The sequence below is a fragment of the Pseudomonas sp. CP4 genome (assembly GCF_047758505.1).
GTDB lineage: Bacteria > Pseudomonadota > Gammaproteobacteria > Pseudomonadales > Pseudomonadaceae > Aquipseudomonas > Aquipseudomonas fluorescens_AO.
This window is the reverse complement of sequence record NZ_CP180489.1, coordinates 5,167,919-5,180,918: the sequence shown is the minus strand read 5'-3', so window position 1 is coordinate 5,180,918 and position 13,000 is coordinate 5,167,919. Positions and strand designations below refer to the sequence as shown.

The following is a 13,000-nucleotide window of genomic DNA, read 5'->3' as shown; positions in this document are numbered from 1 at the left end:
ACGCGGCCCGGTTAAAGGCCGGCGCGCACTATACCGGATTTTGCCCAAAAAGGGAGCTTTTTTTATCGCCACAATCCGTGTGTCACCGCCGTGTAACGGGCTTTTGCGGATAATCGTGCAACGGTCTATTTTGCAAAGGCCCGGCCCTGCGGGCGATGCCGCTAAAACGATTCACCGACCTGCGGCAAAGCGCCGCGCCTTCGCCCTTCCCCCTTGAGGATTTAGCCATGAATCAGCCCTGCGCCGGCCGCGTCAGCCGAGAACGTCGTGGCCACGTGCACTTGATCGGCCTCGATCGGGCGGCCAAGCGCAACGCTTTCGATATCGACCTGCTCAATGATCTGAGCCTGGCCTACGGCGAATTCGAAGCTGACCGAGAAGCGCGAGTGGCGGTGGTGTTTGGCCACGGCGAACACTTCACCGCCGGGCTCGATCTGGTCAACGCCAGTGCAGCACTGGCCGAAGGCTGGCAGGTTCCAAGCGGCGGGTGCGATCCCTGGGGTGTTTTCGTCGGCCCACGGGTGAGCAAACCGGTCATCGTCGCCGCGCAGGGTTACTGCCTGACCATCGGCATCGAGCTGATGCTGGCGGCGGACATCAACCTGTGCGCGAGCAATACCCGCTTCGCGCAGATGGAAGTGCAGCGTGGGATCTTTCCTTTCGGTGGTGCGACTTTACGTTTCCAGCAGATCGCCGGCTGGGGCAATGCGATGCGCTGGTTGCTCACTGGCGATGAGTTCGATGCCCACGATGCGTTGCATCTGGGCTTGGTCCAGGAAGTGATGGCCAGCGAAGACTTGCTGCCCCGAGCGATCGAACTGGCCGAACGGATTGCCCGGCAGGCGCCGCTGGGCGTGCAGGCGACCTTGATGTCAGCGAGACAGGCGCGTTATGAGGGTGAGACAGCGGCGGCGCAGGCGTTACCGGCGCTGGTGAAGAAGTTGCTCGCCACTGAGGATGCCCGGGAGGGGGTGCGGTCGTTGGTGGAACGGCGGCCTGGGGTTTTCAAAGGGATCTGAAAGATGTTGTGACTATCAGGACGCCTTCGCGGGCAAGCCCGCTCCCACAATAACCGAGTCGTCCACACGTTTTACGTACGGCGCGAATCCTGTGGGAGCTGGCTTGCCAGCGAAGGGGGCGGTACTGCCGGCTCAGGTCGCCGGGCGAATCGCGTTGATCAACGATTGCAACGAATACCCCAACCGCGGCGCCAGCGCTTCGGCCCGTTGGGTCAGCGCCTGCATGTCCAGTGCCTGATCGAGATCGGCCGGGACAATCAGAATCACGTTGCCCTCCTTCACCGGCAATTCCCAGTAGTGCCGGTGATAGAGGCCACGCAACAACGCCGCGCCCAGCGGTTTGCCGTCGTCGGTGGCCCACTGGTTGATCACCAGCCAGCCGCCCGGATTCAAGCGCTTCTGACAGTCGCCAAGAAAACTCCAGGCCAGATGCCCGACACCGGGGCCGACGTCGGTATAGAGGTCGACGAAAATCAGATCCGCCGGCTCGGCAGTCGGCAGCAATTCCAGCGCATCGCCGACGCGGATGTACAAACGCGGATCATCGTCCAGGCCGAGATATTCGATGGCCAGACGCGGCACGTCCGGGCGCAGTTCGATGGCTTCGACGTCTTCCAGCGGCAGAAACTTCAGGCAAGCCTGGGTCAGCGTGCCCGCCCCCAAACCGAGAAACAGTGCGCTCTCCGGCTGCTCGTGGCACAGCGCGCCGATCAGCATGGCGCGGGTATAGTCGTACTCCAGCCAGCTCGGATCGGCGGTGAACACGCAGCTCTGCTCGATCGCATCGCCGAACTCGAGAAAGCGGTAATCGGCCACTTCCAGCACGCGAATCACGCCGAACTCATCCTGTACTTCGGCGAGCAGATGCTCGACGCGCTCCTCAGTCATTTCGTCTCCTGATGGTCACCGGGCGCGGTGACGCGATGGCACCGCTGTGGCGCCGTGGCAAAGCGGCGATTGTCGGCGATGGGGCGGGAGCAGGTCACGCACTAATTGCTGCTAACATGGCGCTCCCCTGCGTACGAACTTCGAGACCGTGATGAGCCAACCGTGGAGCCCTGACAGCTGGCGCGCCCTGCCGATCCAGCAACAACCGCAATACCCCGACGCCGCGCACCTGCGCCAGGTCGAGCAGACCCTGGCCAGCTATCCGCCGCTGGTGTTCGCCGGCGAAGCGCGCGAACTGCGCCGCCAGTTTGCCGAAGTCACCCAGGGCCGCGCGTTCCTGTTGCAGGGCGGCGATTGCGCGGAAAGCTTCGCCGAATTCTCCGCCGCGAAGATCCGCGACACCTTTAAAGTGTTGCTGCAAATGGCAATCGTCATGACCTTCGCCGCTGGCTGCCCGGTGGTCAAGGTCGGGCGCATGGCCGGCCAGTTCGCCAAGCCGCGTTCGGCCAACGACGAAACCATCGGCGGCGTGACCCTGCCGGCCTACCGTGGCGACATCGTCAACGGCATCGGCTTCGACGTAAAGAGCCGCGTGCCGGATCCGGAGCGTTTGCTGCAGTCCTATCATCAGTCCACGGCGACCCTGAACCTGTTGCGCGCTTTCGCTCAGGGCGGTTTTGCCGACCTGCATCAGGTGCACAAGTGGAACCTGGATTTCATCGCCAACTCGGCGCTGGCCGAGAAGTACAGCCACCTTGCCGACCGCATCGATGAAACGCTGGCATTCATGCGCGCCTGCGGCATGGACAGCTCGCCGCAACTGCGCGAAACCAGCTTCTTCACCGCCCACGAAGCGTTGCTGCTGAACTACGAAGAAGCCTTCGTGCGCCGCGACAGCCTGACCAACGATTACTACGATTGCTCGGCGCACATGCTGTGGATCGGCGACCGCACCCGCCAGCTCGACGGCGCGCACGTCGAATTCCTGCGCGGGGTGAACAACCCGATCGGGGTCAAAGTGGGTCCGAGCATGAATCCCGATGATCTGATTCGCCTGATCGACGTGCTCAACCCGGACAACGATCCGGGCCGCTTGAACCTGATCGCGCGGATGGGCGCGAACAAGGTCGGCGATCATCTGCCGGCACTGATCCGCGCGGTCCAGCGCGAAGGCAAGCAGGTGCTGTGGAGCTCCGACCCGATGCACGGCAACACCATCAAGGCCAGCAGCGGCTACAAGACCCGTGACTTCGCGCAGATTCTTGGCGAGGTGAAGCAGTTCTTCCAGGTGCACGAAGCGGAAGGCAGTTATGCCGGCGGCATTCACATCGAGATGACCGGGCAGAACGTCACCGAGTGCATCGGCGGCGCACGTCCGATTACCGAGGATGGCTTGTCCGACCGTTATCACACCCACTGCGATCCGCGGATGAATGCCGATCAGTCGCTGGAATTGGCGTTTTTGATTGCCGAGACCCTGAAGCAAGTCCGGCGCTAGACCGAGTCGCCATCTTCGCGAGCAAGCTCGCTCCCACACAGGACCTGTGGCCTACACAAAACCAATGTGGGAGCGAGCTTGCTCGCGAAGGGGCCAGCTCAGATACCCTCAACCTGCGCGAACGCGACTCTGAGCCGAGCCGCACTCTCGCGCTGACAATTCAACTGCACCCGCTCAAGCCCCAGCCAACCCGCCATCCGCCGCAAATTCAGCGCCAGCGCCGACATCCCCTCTTCATCCAGCCCCGGCTCTTCCTCGTGAACCGCATGCACCGCCAACTGCCCTGCCGCCCGTTCGGCACGCAGATCAACCCGCGCGGCGATCCGCTCGTTGTGCAAAAACGGCAGCACGTAATAGCCGTAAACCCGCTTGGGCTGCGGTGTGTAGATTTCCAGACGATAGCGAAAATCGAACAGGCGCTCGGTGCGGCTGCGCTCCCAGATCAGCGAATCGAACGGCGACAGCAGCGCGCTGGCAATGACCTTGCGCGGCACTTTGGGCTCCGGCAGGCAATAGGCGATCTGCCGCCAGTCGGCGACTTCGCACATCTGCAATTGCCCAGCCTCAACCAACTCAGCCAGACGCGGCCGCGCATCCGCAGGGCTCAGGCGGAAATAATCGCGCAGGTCTTTTTCCGTACCAACGCCTAATGCTTGCGCCGCATGCAAGAGCAAACCGCGTTGCGCCTCGGCCTCATCCGGTTGGGGCTGCTGCAGAATCGCTGCCGGAATCACTCGCTCGGGCAAATCGTACAAGCGCTCGAAACCGCGTCGCCCCGCTACTGTGACCTCACCGGCGGCGAACAACCATTCCAGCGCATGTTTCTCGGCACTCCAGTCCCACCATGGCCCGGCCTTGTCTTCGCGGGTTGACAGACTGCCGGCCCCCAGCGCGCCCCGCTCCTCCACCGCAGTCAGCACGCGGCGGATGGTTTCCTGCTGTTCGCGACCAAACTTTGCCAGTTGCTGATAGATGTCTTCGCCACGCTTGGCGCGTTGCATGCGCCAACCCAGCAACGGGTACATCGACATCGGTAACAGCGACGCTTCGTGGCCCCAATATTCGAACAGCGTGCGCCGACGCCCCGAACTCCAGGCAGCCTGGTCGAGCAAGTCGGAAGGATAGGAACCGAGACGGGAAAACAGCGGCAGGTAGTGCGAGCGCACCACGGCATTGACGGAATCGATTTGCAGCAGGCCCAGCCGTTCGATCAGCCGGTTGAGATGACTGGCATTGACGGTCGGCAGCTGGCGCCCGTTGAACCCTTGGGCGGCCAGCGCCAGACGTCGCGCCTGTTTGAGGGAAAAGGACACTGTCGCGGGCATTTATTCCTCCATGTCTGCTCGCAACCTACCTCACCTGAAAGGGGTTTGTGTAGCGATAGCCTCATCATTTATGCATCGGGTCGTCCCAGAACGGCCGCACGGTTTCGTGCTCGACATCGGCGCGGCTGATGCCGATGTCCTTCAGCGCCTCATCGCTCAGACCGGCGAGCATTTCCCGTTCACGATGCAGCTCATACCAACGGCTGAATTTGTGCAGCAGATCGGACACGATATGGCCATGGCCGGACAGCTGTTCTTCGCTTGCATACTCTCTTTGACCTTTCATCGTCTTGCCTCCTTTTGTGGATGGCTCAAGTCTCGCGCCGGCGCTAAGATCAATCCAACGAATGTTTCTGATGGCATGCATCACGGAGATTCATCAATTGTCCGCCTACCCCAGTATCGATACCGATGTCTTGCGCACCTTCGTCGCGATTGCCGATCAGGGCGGTTTCACCCGTGCGGGCGAGATGGTCAACCGCACCCAGTCGGCGGTGAGCATGCAGATGAAACGCCTGGAAGAGGATGTGTTGCAGCGCCAGCTGTTCGAGCGCGATGGACGTCAGGTGCGGCTGACAGCTGAAGGCCAGGTGCTGCTCGGTTACGCGCGGCGCATCCTCAAACTGCACAGTGAGGTGTTCAACACCCTGCGCGAGCCGCACATGGTCGGCACCGTGCGCATCGGTACTCCGGATGATTACGTGATGCGTTTTCTGCCGGGGATCCTGTCGCGCTTTGCGCAGTTCTATCCGCTGATCCAGATCGAGGTGCATTGCGAGTCAAGCAAACAGCTGCTGCAACGCACCGATCTGGACTTGTCGATCGTCACCCGTGAACCGGGCAACGAGATTGGCCAGTTGCTGCGCAAGGAGCGTTTTGTCTGGGCCGAGGCGCAGAATTTCAGCGCCCACGAACAGACGCCGCTGCCCCTGGCGATGTTCAACAGTGATTGTTTCTGCCGTTTGTGGGCGTGCAATGCGCTGGACGCGATGGGCCGCGATTACCGCATTGCCTACAACAGCAGCAGCCTGTCGGCGCTGATGGCCGTGGTCAGCGCAGGGCTAGCGATCACCGCGCAACTGGAAAGCCTGATCACCCCGGACATGCGCATCCTTGGCGCCGCCGAAGATCTGCCGCTGTTGCCCGAGGCGAGCATCATGCTGATCCGCAATCTGAACAACCCGTCGCCGATCACCGAGTGCCTGGCCGAGCACATCGTCGAGGGCTTCAAACTTTAAACGCGAGCATCACCGCACACAGCACCAGGAACCCGCAGAACAGCCCACGCAGAATTTTTTCCGGCATGGCGTGGGCCACTTTCACGCCCCAACTGATGCTGAGCAGACCTCCGACCGCCAGAGGCAGGCCGATCATCCAATCGACTTCGTGGTGCACCGCGTAAGTCACCAGCGTTACGCCAGTGCTCGGCAGGGCCAGCGCCAGCGACAATCCTTGAGCAACCACTTGGCTGGTGCCGAACAGGCTGGTCAGCACTGGCGTGGCGACCACTGCGCCGCCGACGCCGAACAAGCCGCCCATGGTTCCCGACGCGGCGCCGAGCACGCCCAGCCACGGCCACGAATAGCGCATCTCGGCAGTCGGCGCTGGGCGCGGACCGAACATCTTCAACAGGTTGTAGGCCGATAGCGCCACCAGAAAGGCGACAAAACCGATGCGCATGGTCTGCGCGTCGATGCCCACCGCCCAGATCGAACCAAGCCAGGCAAAGCAGAAACCCATCACTGCCAGCGGCAGCGCATGGCGCAACTCGATGCGATTGCGCTGGTGATAACGCCACAGCGCGAGCATCACGTTCGGTACCACCATCACCAACGCCGTGCCTTGGGCGATCTGCTGATCAAGCCCAAACCACACGCCAAGCAACGGAATCGCAATCAAGCCACCGCCAATGCCAAAGATCCCGCCCAATGTGCCAAGGGCAGCGCCGAACAGCAGGTACAACAGAAAATCCATCACAACGGTAATCCTCTAACGACAGGTGGCCAATGCTACGCATTCACGCCTAGCAGGGAAACGCACAGCAACGCACAATGGCTATGCCGATTCTGCACAAGCGTGATTTCCCATGAATCCCAACCAATTGACCGATCAGCTTGGTCTGTTTCTCGATGTGCTGGAGAGTGGCAGCTTTTCTGCCGCTTCGCGCCGTCATCCGCTGACACCTTCTGCCGTGGCGCGGCGCATCGACAGCCTGGAAAGTGCCGTCGGCAGCCAGCTGTTCGTGCGTAGCACCCATGCCGTGCTACCGACTTCGGCCGGACTGGCCTTTGCCGAACGAGCGCGACGGATCATCGCCGAGTTGCAACTGGCACGCGCCGAGGCGGTGTCGTTGAGTAGCGCACCGGAAGGGCTAATCCGCATCGATGCGCCAGCAGCCTTCGGGCGGCGGCATCTGGCACCGGTGATTGCCGACTTTCTCTTGCTGTACCCTGGACTGGATGTGCAGATGCACCTGATCGACAGCTTCAGCGACATGGCCGGCAGCAGCCTGGGCAAGGTCGATCTGGTGCTGCGTACCGGGCAGTTGGCCGATTCGCGCCTGGTTGCCACGCCACTGGCGAGTATGGTCCGCGTCGCCTGCGCCAGCCCTGACTACCTCAAGCAGCGCGGCGTGCCCGAGTCCCCAGTGCAATTGAGCGAACACGACGGGCTCGACTGGGAAGGCCTTGCTCCGCCCTTCGCCTGGAAATTCGAAGTCGACGGGCAAATGCAACTGCACCGGCCATCGCGGGTGCGCCTGAGCGCCAACAATGCCGAAGCCCTGGCGTGTGGCGCGGCGGCGGGTCTGGGCGTCGCACACCTGCCGACCTGGCTGGCCAGCGACTACTTGCTGCGTGGCGAACTGGTGCCGCTGTTTTGTGAAAATGGCCTGCCGCCGCCGGAGTCCACCGGCATCTACGCGCTGCGCATGGAACAGCAGGTCCATTCGCGCAGTCGTTTGTTGCTGGAATACCTCAAAACCCGCTTCAGCCCGGTGCCGCCGTGGGATCTTGCGCTGCAACGACAATTCGCCCGGCACTGACGCCGGGCATATTTATCTGGCGCATTAAAGATTCGAGCGCTAGATTAAAAAACGATCAACGATCAAGGCTTTGACATGACTTCCGAACGCGACAACTGCGACGACCTGCTGCTCGACAATCAGGCATGCTTCGCCCTGCACTCGACCTCGCTGATGATGACCAAGGTCTACAAGCCGCTGTTGCAGGCGCTGGGCCTGACCTATCCGCAATATCTGGCGATGATGGTGTTGTGGGAGAAGGACGGTCTGACTGTCGGAGAAATCAGCGCACGCCTGCTGACCGATCCGGGATCGCTGACGCCATTGCTCAAACGCCTGGAAGCCGAAGGCCTGCTCAGCCGCACCCGCAGTCGCGAAGATGAGCGGGTGGTGATTGTCGAGCTGACCGCAGCGGGCCGCGCCTTGCGCGTCAAGGCGCAGACCGTGCCACAGTGCATTCTTGGCGCCAGTGGTTTCACCCTTGAACGTCTGCAGAAGTTGCAGGCCGAGCTGCAAGCGCTGCGCGGACATCTGCAAGACAGCCTGACCTGATCCTCATTTCCGAGCACAACACTGTCCCTGTGGGAGCGGGCTTGCCCGCGATGGAACCTGTCAGCCGACATCATTTTGACTGACACTCCGTCTTCGCGGGCAAGCCCGCTCCCACACTAATTTTCAACGCCAACAAAAAATATTTTCCACGCCTGAATTTCCTCGCCAAGCGCTCTAGATCAAGCCTTACATTCCCCTTCCATCGGTCGCCCTCAAGCAAAACGCGCTTCTTTCCGAAAATTTATCTTGCGCGCTAAACATTAGCGCTATACATTCTCTTCACACCTACTTAGCGCGCAAACAATTAGCGCACAAAACCACAACCAATGAGGCTCACACCATGCAAACTCTCTACACCGCAATCGCAACTTCCACTGGCGGCCGTGACGGTCGTGCAATCTCTAGCGACAACGTACTCGACGTCAAACTGGCCACCCCGAAAGAACTCGGCGGTGCTGGCGGCGCGGCGACCAACCCTGAGCAACTGTTCGCTGCCGGTTACTCGGCCTGCTTCATCGGCGCACTGAAATTCGTAGCCAGCCAGACCAAGCGCAAGATTCCTGACGACGCGTCGATTACCGCCCATGTCGGCATCGGCCAGATCCCTGGCGGTTTCGGTCTGGACATCGATTTGCACATCAGCCTGCCGGGTCTGGAACAAGCCGACGCGCAGTCGCTGGTCGACGCCGCTCACCAGGTCTGCCCGTACTCCAACGCCACCCGTGGCAACGTCGATGTGCGCCTGCACGTAACCGTGTAATCACTCAAGCCCCCGGCCCGAACAAGGAAAAATGAACATGAACACTTTCAGCAAAGTCTTGACCGGTACCCTTCTCGCCCTCTCGGTACACAGCGCTTTCGCCGGTGATGTCGAACACAACACCCAGGCATTTCTCGATGCGCTGAATGCCGGCAGCGGCAAGCCGATTGAGCAGTTGTCGCCCAAGGATGCCCGCGCCGTGCTGGTCGGCGCGCAGTCCGGGGTCAAACTGACGCTGCCCAAAGCCGATGTCAGCGAGAAAACGGTGCAGGTCGATGGTCAACCGCTGAGCCTGACCATTGTCCGGCCGGCCGGGGTCAAGGGTGAGCTGCCGGTGTTCATGTTCTTCCACGGCGGCGGCTGGGTGCTGGGGGACTTCCCGACTCACGAACGTCTGGTGCGCGATCTGGTGGTCGGTTCGGGAGCGGCGGCGGTGTTCGTCAATTACACCCCTTCACCGGAAGCGCATTACCCGGTGGCGATCAACCAGGCCTACGCTGCGACCAAGTGGGTGGCGGAACATGGTAAAGAGATCAATGTCGACGGCAAGCGCCTGGCCGTGGCCGGCAACAGCGTCGGCGGCAACATGGCCGCAGTGGTTGCGCTGATGGCCAAGGACAAGGGCACCCCGGCGATCAAATTCCAGGTGCTGCTGTGGCCGGTGACCGATGCCAACTTCGACACCGGTTCGTACAACCAGTACGCCGAAGGGCACTTCCTCACCCGCAACATGATGAAGTGGTTCTGGGACAACTACACCACCGACGCCAGGCAGCGCAACGAGATCTACGCTTCACCGCTGCGCGCTACTACCGCACAGCTCAAAGGGCTGCCGCCTGCACTGGTGCAGACTGCCAGCGCCGACGTGCTGCGTGATGAAGGTGAAGCTTACGCACGCAAACTCGACGAGGCCGGGGTTCCGGTAACGTCGGTGCGCTACAACGGCATGATTCACGATTACGGTTTGCTCAACGTGGTCAGCCAGGTACCGGCGGTGCGTTCGGCGATGTTGCAGGCGTCTGAAGAACTGAAGCAACACTTGAAGTAACCACCGTCCCATTGTGGGAGCGAGTGTTTCTTACAGGCACAAAAAAACCCGACTCAATGGTCGGGTTTTTTCTTTCCGCAAAAAGCAGTGCTTATTTCGCACGGCCTTTGTAGGAACCGCCTTCGCGGGTATCGATCTCGATCATGTCGCCGATTTCGATGAAGTCGGCAACCGACAGCTCGGTACCGTTCTTCAGTTTGGCAGGCTTCATTACCTTGCCGGAAGTGTCACCGCGAGCGGAGCCTTCGGTGTAGTCAACCTGACGCACGATGGTGGTCGGCAGTTCTACGGAAACCAGACGCTCTTCGAAGAACACGGCTTCGCATACGTCGGTCATGCCTTCTTCAACGAAAGGCAGAACGCTTTCGATGTCTTCGGCGTTCAGCTCGTACATGGTGTAGTCAGTGGTGTCCATGAACGTGTAAGTGTCACCGCTGATGAACGACAGAGTGGCTTCTTTACGATCCAGGATCACGTCGTCCAGTTTGTCGTCCGCACCGTAAACGGTTTCGGTCTTGTAACCGGTCAGCAGGTTCTTCAGCTTGGTCTTCATGATCGCGCTGTTACGGCCCGACTTGGTGAATTCAGCTTTCTGAACCAGCCAAGGATCGTTGTCGATACGGATCACGGTACCGGGTTTGAGTTCTTTACCAGTTTTCATTGCGAATATCCGAATTTGGATGGGATTTACAAAAATCTAGGCCGCGTATCATATCCAATTTAGGTAAAACTGTACCAGCGCCGTGGCAAGATCCGCCTGCAAGGCCTGTTCCAGACACCATGCTTCGGCGTTTTTCTCGAGTTCCGGCCAATGATTCCGCACCGCCAGCCAGTGCTCGCCGATCGGTTGCCCGGCGCTCCACGCTCGCCACAGACCGTTCATCGCCTGCGCCGCGGCGGGCGAAAGGCCGTGAGTGTAGAGCGCGAGAAAAGCATCGAGCTTGTCCAGATGGATGTCATCGTCCTGCTGATAGATGTGCCAGAGCATCGGCCGCCCCGCCCATTGCGCGCGAACGAATGAGTCTTCACCGCGCACCGCGTTGAAATCGCAGCACCACAGCAGATGGTCGTACTGATCCTGACGGACAAACGGCAGCACTTGCACGGTCAGTGAATCGCGCACGTGAATCGCGCCGACCGTCAGGGTTTCCACGTCCAGCCAGCGCGCCACATCGCCGAGAATCCGCCCTTCCGGCACCAGCAGGTGAGTCGGCTGCGCGTCGGTCGCCAGCACATCAAGCCAACTGGCCAACCCGGGGTTTTCATAAGCGAACAGCGAGATCAATTGCGCGTCGGGCGCAGGATCAATGCCCAGGCCTTGCAGGAAATGTCGCTGCGCCGGCCGATCCTGCTGAAACTGCCAACGCTGTTCGAGCAGTCCGCGCTCACGCAGCAAGCCACCGGTGCCCGGCTTGAAACCTGGAAAGAAAAAGAACTTCTGCACCGATTTGTATTTCACCGACGGCAAGCCGTGGCAGCCGGTAACCCAGTCTTCGGCGCTGAGATAATCGAGGTTGAGCCACAGCGGCGGCGTTTCCCGCGCAGCCATGCTGTCCATGTAATCAGTGGGCAACTGACAGGCGAAGGCGGCGATGACTACGTCGGCCGCCTCGGCGTGCAGCCATTCGCTCGGCCACTGACGCACCTCGACACCCTGCTGCCACTGCTGCGCAAGATCGATATCGATCTCTGGGCAAATGCGCTCGAACGCGCGCAGATCATCCACCCACAGGCGCACCGGCAAGGCATGCTCGGCCACCAGCTGCCGGGCCAGGCGCCAGGTCACGCCGATGTCACCGAAGTTATCGACCACGGTGCAGAAAATATCCCAGCGCGGTTTCGCTTCAGGCATGCCGTTCTCCCGTTGGCAAAAAACCTCGATTGTCCGCATAAATGCGTTCGCGCAGAAGAGCCGACGGCGATTAATCTTCGTGCGACAATCGCCGCTTGCCCGCAACCATCCGCCAGGAGGCCGCCATGCCCTACCGTCCCAATCCCCGTCGTCCCTTGCCTGTTCAGCTTAGCGCGCTGCATCTGACCGGCAGCATTGCCCTGGGCCTGTGGCTGGGCTTCCTCGCCATTGCGCTGACCTGCTGGCTGCTTTCGCGCTTTATCTTTGCCGAGCAACTGGCCCCTGTCGCGCAAGCGGTGCAGCAGCGCGTTAATCCCCCGGCTGTGGCGCCCGTGCAGGTTCAGCCGGACATTCCGCCGCAAAGTCCGCTGTTCCAACAGTACGAAGAAAACTTGCGCAAGAATGAACAGCAAGCCCGACTGGATCAGGCGCGCGCCAATTCGCGCAATGCGTCCAATCCGAAATGCCAGTTCTGGCTGCAGCAGGACCAGACCGCGCCGACCGAAAAGAGCCGCGCCAACGTTTTGCAATTCTGCGATTGATCATGAACAAACACAGCGTCCATCAATTGATTCTCGACAAGCTGCGCATCGACCTCGACATCGCCGAGCGCGCCGCGCAAACCGCTTACGAAACCGCGACCCACGAAGAAAACATCGCCGAAAACAAGTACGACACGCTGGGGCTGGAAGCGTCGTATCTGGCGGCGGGTCAGGCGAAACGGGTCGAGGAGATTCGTCAGTCACTGGCGCTGTGCCAGAACCTGACGTTGCGTGCCTACGATGAAAATCGCGGCATCGAAGTCGGCGCCCTGCTCGGTCTAGAGGACGAAAAGGGTCGCGAGCAATGGCTGTTTCTGGCGCCGGATGCGGCAGGGCTGAAAGTCGACGTGGTCGGTCAGCCGGTCACCGTCATCACCCCGCGCTCGCCGCTGGGCAAAAGTCTGCTGGGCAAGTTCGAGGGCGATGAGGTGGACATTCTGGTGGCGGGCACCCGGCAACAGTTCGCTGTCACCGAGGTGCTCTGAAGCGGGTGC

The 13,000-nt window shown here is 60.9% G+C and carries 15 protein-coding genes; 9 read left to right on the top strand and 6 right to left on the bottom strand.

Annotated features, from left to right (window positions below):
• The first annotated feature begins 227 nt into the window (after window positions 1–227).
• Window positions 228–1,019, top strand: coding sequence for a crotonase/enoyl-CoA hydratase family protein (locus ACMYUN_RS23385; RefSeq protein ID WP_039759895.1), 792 nt, complete (start codon window positions 228–230; stop codon window positions 1,017–1,019).
• Window positions 1,020–1,151: 132 nt separating this feature from the next.
• Here the strand turns inward: ACMYUN_RS23385 and ACMYUN_RS23380 are convergent, their stop codons facing one another.
• Window positions 1,152–1,907: a spermidine synthase gene (locus ACMYUN_RS23380; protein ID WP_130911595.1), complete on the bottom strand. Its 756-nt coding sequence runs from the start codon at window positions 1,905–1,907 to the stop codon at window positions 1,152–1,154.
• 151 nt (window positions 1,908–2,058) lie between these two features.
• Here ACMYUN_RS23380 and ACMYUN_RS23375 point away from each other — a divergent pair, with 151 nt between their 5' ends.
• Complete coding sequence (locus ACMYUN_RS23375) at window positions 2,059–3,405, top strand: class II 3-deoxy-7-phosphoheptulonate synthase (protein ID WP_129997307.1); 1,347 nt, start codon at window positions 2,059–2,061, stop codon at window positions 3,403–3,405.
• A 98-nt stretch (window positions 3,406–3,503) separates the two neighbouring features.
• Here the strand turns inward: ACMYUN_RS23375 and ACMYUN_RS23370 are convergent, their stop codons facing one another.
• Complete coding sequence (locus ACMYUN_RS23370) at window positions 3,504–4,730, bottom strand: winged helix-turn-helix domain-containing protein (protein WP_415761885.1); 1,227 nt, start codon at window positions 4,728–4,730, stop codon at window positions 3,504–3,506.
• Window positions 4,731–4,794: 64 nt separating this feature from the next.
• On the bottom strand, window positions 4,795–5,016 hold the full coding sequence (locus tag ACMYUN_RS23365) for a DUF1127 domain-containing protein (RefSeq protein WP_024013770.1): 222 nt from the start codon (window positions 5,014–5,016) through the stop codon (window positions 4,795–4,797).
• Window positions 5,017–5,113: 97 nt separating this feature from the next.
• On the opposite strand from ACMYUN_RS23365, the gene ACMYUN_RS23360 reads away from it, so the two are divergent.
• Window positions 5,114–5,968: a LysR substrate-binding domain-containing protein gene (locus tag ACMYUN_RS23360; RefSeq protein WP_172667885.1), complete on the top strand. Its 855-nt coding sequence runs from the start codon at window positions 5,114–5,116 to the stop codon at window positions 5,966–5,968.
• Here the strand turns inward: ACMYUN_RS23360 and ACMYUN_RS23355 are convergent.
• A complete protein-coding gene (locus ACMYUN_RS23355) occupies window positions 5,958–6,704 on the bottom strand; it encodes a sulfite exporter TauE/SafE family protein (RefSeq protein WP_221264894.1) in 747 nt (248 codons plus the stop codon). The genes ACMYUN_RS23360 and ACMYUN_RS23355 overlap by 11 nt on opposite strands.
• Before the next feature lie 112 nt (window positions 6,705–6,816).
• On the opposite strand from ACMYUN_RS23355, the gene ACMYUN_RS23350 reads away from it, so the two are divergent.
• The 4 genes from ACMYUN_RS23350 (at window position 6,817) to ACMYUN_RS23335 (ending at window position 10,112) form a co-directional block, all read left to right on the top strand.
• On the top strand, window positions 6,817–7,773 hold the full coding sequence (locus tag ACMYUN_RS23350; protein ID WP_415761884.1) for a LysR substrate-binding domain-containing protein: 957 nt from the start codon (window positions 6,817–6,819) through the stop codon (window positions 7,771–7,773).
• Window positions 7,774–7,848: 75 nt separating this feature from the next.
• Window positions 7,849–8,304, top strand: a complete 456-nt coding sequence (locus ACMYUN_RS23345; RefSeq protein WP_415761883.1) for a MarR family winged helix-turn-helix transcriptional regulator — start codon at window positions 7,849–7,851, stop codon at window positions 8,302–8,304.
• A 340-nt stretch (window positions 8,305–8,644) separates the two neighbouring features.
• A complete protein-coding gene (locus tag ACMYUN_RS23340; RefSeq protein ID WP_007940002.1) occupies window positions 8,645–9,064 on the top strand; it encodes an organic hydroperoxide resistance protein in 420 nt (139 codons plus the stop codon).
• 37 nt (window positions 9,065–9,101) lie between these two features.
• Window positions 9,102–10,112 (top strand): alpha/beta hydrolase, encoded by a 1,011-nt coding sequence (locus tag ACMYUN_RS23335; protein WP_415761882.1) that lies wholly within the window; start codon window positions 9,102–9,104, stop codon window positions 10,110–10,112.
• A 91-nt stretch (window positions 10,113–10,203) separates the two neighbouring features.
• On the opposite strand, the gene ACMYUN_RS23330 is transcribed toward ACMYUN_RS23335, so the two are convergent.
• Both ACMYUN_RS23330 and earP read right to left on the bottom strand, forming a co-directional pair.
• Window positions 10,204–10,773 (bottom strand): elongation factor P, encoded by a 570-nt coding sequence (locus ACMYUN_RS23330; RefSeq protein ID WP_003226785.1) that lies wholly within the window; start codon window positions 10,771–10,773, stop codon window positions 10,204–10,206.
• 48 nt (window positions 10,774–10,821) lie between these two features.
• The gene (earP, locus tag ACMYUN_RS23325) at window positions 10,822–11,964 is read right to left on the bottom strand and encodes an elongation factor P maturation arginine rhamnosyltransferase EarP (protein ID WP_415761881.1); all 1,143 of its coding nucleotides are present in this window, start codon (window positions 11,962–11,964) and stop codon (window positions 10,822–10,824) included.
• 125 nt (window positions 11,965–12,089) lie between these two features.
• On the opposite strand from earP, the gene ACMYUN_RS23320 reads away from it, so the two are divergent.
• Window positions 12,090–12,506 (top strand): hypothetical protein, encoded by a 417-nt coding sequence (locus tag ACMYUN_RS23320; protein ID WP_415761880.1) that lies wholly within the window; start codon window positions 12,090–12,092, stop codon window positions 12,504–12,506.
• 2 nt (window positions 12,507–12,508) lie between these two features.
• Entirely contained in the window at window positions 12,509–12,991 is a 483-nt protein-coding gene (locus ACMYUN_RS23315; RefSeq protein ID WP_415761879.1) for a GreA/GreB family elongation factor, read from the top strand.
• The last annotated feature ends 9 nt before the right edge of the window (window positions 12,992–13,000 follow it).

Excerpts from the sequence above, each read along its gene's own strand:
- earP (WP_415761881.1), bottom strand. The coding sequence starts at position 11,964 with ATGCCTGAAGCGAAACCGCGCTGGGATATTTTCTGCACCGTGGTCGAT.
- ACMYUN_RS23345 (WP_415761883.1), top strand. The coding sequence starts at position 7,849 with ATGACTTCCGAACGCGACAACTGCGACGACCTGCTGCTCGACAATCAG.
- ACMYUN_RS23350 (WP_415761884.1), top strand. The coding sequence starts at position 6,817 with ATGAATCCCAACCAATTGACCGATCAGCTTGGTCTGTTTCTCGATGTG.
- ACMYUN_RS23340 (WP_007940002.1), top strand. The coding sequence starts at position 8,645 with ATGCAAACTCTCTACACCGCAATCGCAACTTCCACTGGCGGCCGTGAC.
- ACMYUN_RS23320 (WP_415761880.1), top strand. The coding sequence starts at position 12,090 with ATGCCCTACCGTCCCAATCCCCGTCGTCCCTTGCCTGTTCAGCTTAGC.
- ACMYUN_RS23355 (WP_221264894.1), bottom strand. The coding sequence starts at position 6,704 with ATGGATTTTCTGTTGTACCTGCTGTTCGGCGCTGCCCTTGGCACATTG.
- ACMYUN_RS23370 (WP_415761885.1), bottom strand. The coding sequence starts at position 4,730 with ATGCCCGCGACAGTGTCCTTTTCCCTCAAACAGGCGCGACGTCTGGCG.
- ACMYUN_RS23375 (WP_129997307.1), top strand. The coding sequence starts at position 2,059 with ATGAGCCAACCGTGGAGCCCTGACAGCTGGCGCGCCCTGCCGATCCAG.
- ACMYUN_RS23385 (WP_039759895.1), top strand. The coding sequence starts at position 228 with ATGAATCAGCCCTGCGCCGGCCGCGTCAGCCGAGAACGTCGTGGCCAC.
- ACMYUN_RS23365 (WP_024013770.1), bottom strand. The coding sequence starts at position 5,016 with ATGAAAGGTCAAAGAGAGTATGCAAGCGAAGAACAGCTGTCCGGCCAT.
- ACMYUN_RS23380 (WP_130911595.1), bottom strand. The coding sequence starts at position 1,907 with ATGACTGAGGAGCGCGTCGAGCATCTGCTCGCCGAAGTACAGGATGAG.
- ACMYUN_RS23335 (WP_415761882.1), top strand. The coding sequence starts at position 9,102 with ATGAACACTTTCAGCAAAGTCTTGACCGGTACCCTTCTCGCCCTCTCG.
- ACMYUN_RS23330 (WP_003226785.1), bottom strand. The coding sequence starts at position 10,773 with ATGAAAACTGGTAAAGAACTCAAACCCGGTACCGTGATCCGTATCGAC.
- ACMYUN_RS23315 (WP_415761879.1), top strand. The coding sequence starts at position 12,509 with ATGAACAAACACAGCGTCCATCAATTGATTCTCGACAAGCTGCGCATC.